We start from the raw sequence: 2,943 nt of genomic DNA, 5'->3' as shown, positions 1-2,943 counted from the left end.
TTGGAGATTGGCGCGAAGCTGGGGATCGGGGCGGAGGAGTTGCTGCCTTATGGTCATGACAAGGCGAAGGTGAGCCAGGGGTTCATCGATTCGGTTCAGGACCGCGCGGATGGCAAGCTGATCCTGGTGACGGCGATCAACCCGACGCCTGCGGGCGAGGGCAAGACCACGACCACGGTTGGTCTGGGCGACGGTCTGAACCGGATCGGCAAGAACGCGATGATCTGTATCCGCGAGGCGTCTCTGGGGCCGAACTTCGGCATGAAGGGGGGTGCTGCCGGGGGCGGCTATGCGCAGATCGTGCCGATGGAAGAGATGAACCTGCATTTCACCGGCGATTTTCACGCGATCACCAGCGCCCACAGCCTGCTGAGCGCGATGATCGACAACCACATCTATTGGGGCAACGAGGCCGATATCGACACCCGCCGGGTGGTGTGGCGTCGTGTGGTGGACATGAACGACCGGGCGCTGCGGCAGATCACCTGCTCGCTGGGCGGGGTCTCGAACGGCTTCCCGCGCGAGGCGGGGTTCGACATTACCGTGGCCTCGGAAGTGATGGCGATCCTGTGCCTGGCCAAGGACCTGAAGGACCTTGAGAAGCGCCTGGGCGACATCATCGTGGCCTATCGCCGGGACAAGAGCCCGGTCTATTGCCGTGACATCAAGGCCGAGGGCGCGATGACCGTGCTGTTGAAGGACGCGATGCAGCCCAACCTGGTGCAGACGCTGGAGAACAACCCCGCCTTTGTGCATGGCGGCCCGTTCGCCAATATCGCGCATGGCTGCAACTCGGTCATTGCCACCAAGACGGCGCTGAAGGTTGCCGATTACGTGGTGACCGAGGCCGGGTTCGGCGCCGACCTGGGCGCCGAGAAGTTCATGAACATCAAGTGCCGCAAGGCCGGGATCGCGCCTTCGGCGGTGGTGCTGGTGGCGACCGTGCGCGCGATGAAGATGAACGGCGGCGTGGCCAAGGGTGATCTGGGCGCGGAAAACGTGGCCGCGGTCAACAAGGGCTGCGCCAACCTGGGCCGCCATATCGAGAACGTCAAATCCTTCGGCGTGCCGGTGGTGGTGGCGATCAACCATTTCGTCACCGATACCGATGCCGAGGTGCAGGCGGTCAGGGACTATTGCGCCAATCACGGGGTCGAGGCGGTGCTGTCGCGCCATTGGGAGCTGGGCTCGGAGGGCTCCGAGGCGCTGGCGCGCAAGGTTGTCGAGCTGGCCGATTCGGGCAAGGCGAACTTTGCCCCGATCTATCCCGACGACATGGGCCTGTTCGAGAAGATCGAGACCATCGCCAAGCGCATCTATCGCGCCGACGAGGTGCTGGCCGATCAGAAGATCCGCAACCAGCTGAAGGAATGGGAAGAGGCCGGGTATCGCAACCTGCCGGTCTGCATGGCCAAGACCCAGTATTCCTTTACCACCGACCCGAACCGGCGCGGCGCGCCGACGGGCCATTCGGTGCCGGTGCGCGAGGTGCGCCTCAGCGCGGGCGCGGGCTTTATCGTGGTGGTCTGCGGCGAGATCATGACGATGCCGGGCCTGCCGCGCAAACCGGCGGCGGAGACCATCCGGCTGAATGACGCGGGCCAGATCGAGGGCTTGTTCTGAGCCGCGATATGCGCAATTCACGGCCCGGGACCGATCCCGGGCCGTGAGAGTTTCAAGACATGACGACATCCATCCCGCCGGAAGCCTGTGGCGACATGGCCAGCCTGCGAGACCAGATCGACCGGCTGGACCGCGAGCTGATCACCCTGCTGGCCGCGCGGGCGGGTTACATCGACCGGGCGGTGGAGCTGAAACAGGGCAATGGCTGGCCCGCGCGGATCCCCGAGCGGGTCGAGGAAGTGGTGATGAACGCCCGCGCCGCCGCCGAAGGCCAGGGGCTGGACCCCGGCCTGATCGAGGATCTGTGGCGGCAGCTGGTGGACTGGTCGATCGCCCGCGAGGCGCGGGTGATCCGGGAAGTATGAAGGCCGGGCCAGGGCGGGCGCGGCAACAAGGCGGCATCAAGGCGGCAACAAGGAAGAGAGCAAATGGCAGCAACTGTGATTGACGGCAAGGCCTTTGCGGCCCGGATACGGGGCCAGGTGGCGGAACATGTGGCAGAGCTGAAGGCCGGGCATGGCATCACCCCCGGCCTGGCGGTGGTGCTGGTGGGCGAGGACCCGGCCAGCCAGGTCTATGTGCGCTCCAAGGGCAAGCAGACCGTCGAGGTCGGCATGAACTCGTATGAACACAAGCTCGACGCCGACACCTCCGAGGCGGATCTGCTGGCGCTGATCGACCGGCTGAATGGTGACCCGGACGTGCATGGCATCCTGGTGCAGCTGCCGCTGCCCGGCCATCTGGACGAGGACCTGGTGATCAACGCCATCGATCCGGCCAAGGATGTGGACGGGTTCCATATCTCGAACGTGGGGCTTCTGGGCACCGGGCAGAAAAGCATGGTGCCCTGTACGCCGCTCGGCTGTCTGATGATGCTGCGCGACCATCACGGGTCGCTCTCGGGGATGGACGCGGTGGTGATCGGGCGCTCCAACATCGTGGGCAAGCCGATGGCGCAACTCTTGCTGGGCGACAGCTGCACGGTGACCATCGCCCATAGCCGCACAAAGGACCTGGCCGATGTGGTGCGCCGCGCCGATATCGTGGTGGCCGCGGTGGGCCGGCCCGAAATGGTGCCCGGCGACTGGATCAAACCGGGCGCCACGGTGATCGATGTGGGCATCAACCGGATCGAGCGCGACGGCAAGACCAAGCTGGTGGGCGATGTCCACTACGACAGCTGCGCCGAGGTGGCGGGCGCCATCACCCCCGTCCCCGGCGGCGTCGGCCCCATGACCATCGCCTGCCTGCTCGCCAACACCCTCACCGCATGCACTCGCGCAAACAAACTCACAGAACCAAAGGGACTTACTCCGTGAG

Annotated in this window: 3 protein-coding genes; all 3 read left to right on the top strand. The window is 65.4% G+C overall.

Annotated features, from left to right (window positions below; translation table 11 throughout):
* Positions 1–1,623, top strand: a 1,623-nt coding sequence (locus AC2FNA_RS24105) for a formate--tetrahydrofolate ligase (protein WP_496830961.1), incomplete at its 5' end; no start/stop codon positions are given.
* 59 nt (positions 1,624–1,682) lie between these two features.
* A complete protein-coding gene (locus AC2FNA_RS24100) occupies positions 1,683–1,988 on the top strand; it encodes a chorismate mutase (protein ID WP_496830959.1) in 306 nt (101 codons plus the stop codon).
* A gap of 63 nt (positions 1,989–2,051) precedes the next feature.
* A complete protein-coding gene (gene folD / locus AC2FNA_RS24095) occupies positions 2,052–2,942 on the top strand; it encodes a bifunctional methylenetetrahydrofolate dehydrogenase/methenyltetrahydrofolate cyclohydrolase FolD (protein ID WP_496830957.1) in 891 nt (296 codons plus the stop codon).
* Position 2,943 lies beyond the last annotated feature (1 nt).

Source organism: Ruegeria sp. YKSD163 (assembly GCF_059612905.1).
Note: the sequence above shows the minus strand (reverse complement) of the source record. Positions and strands in the feature narration are given on the sequence as shown.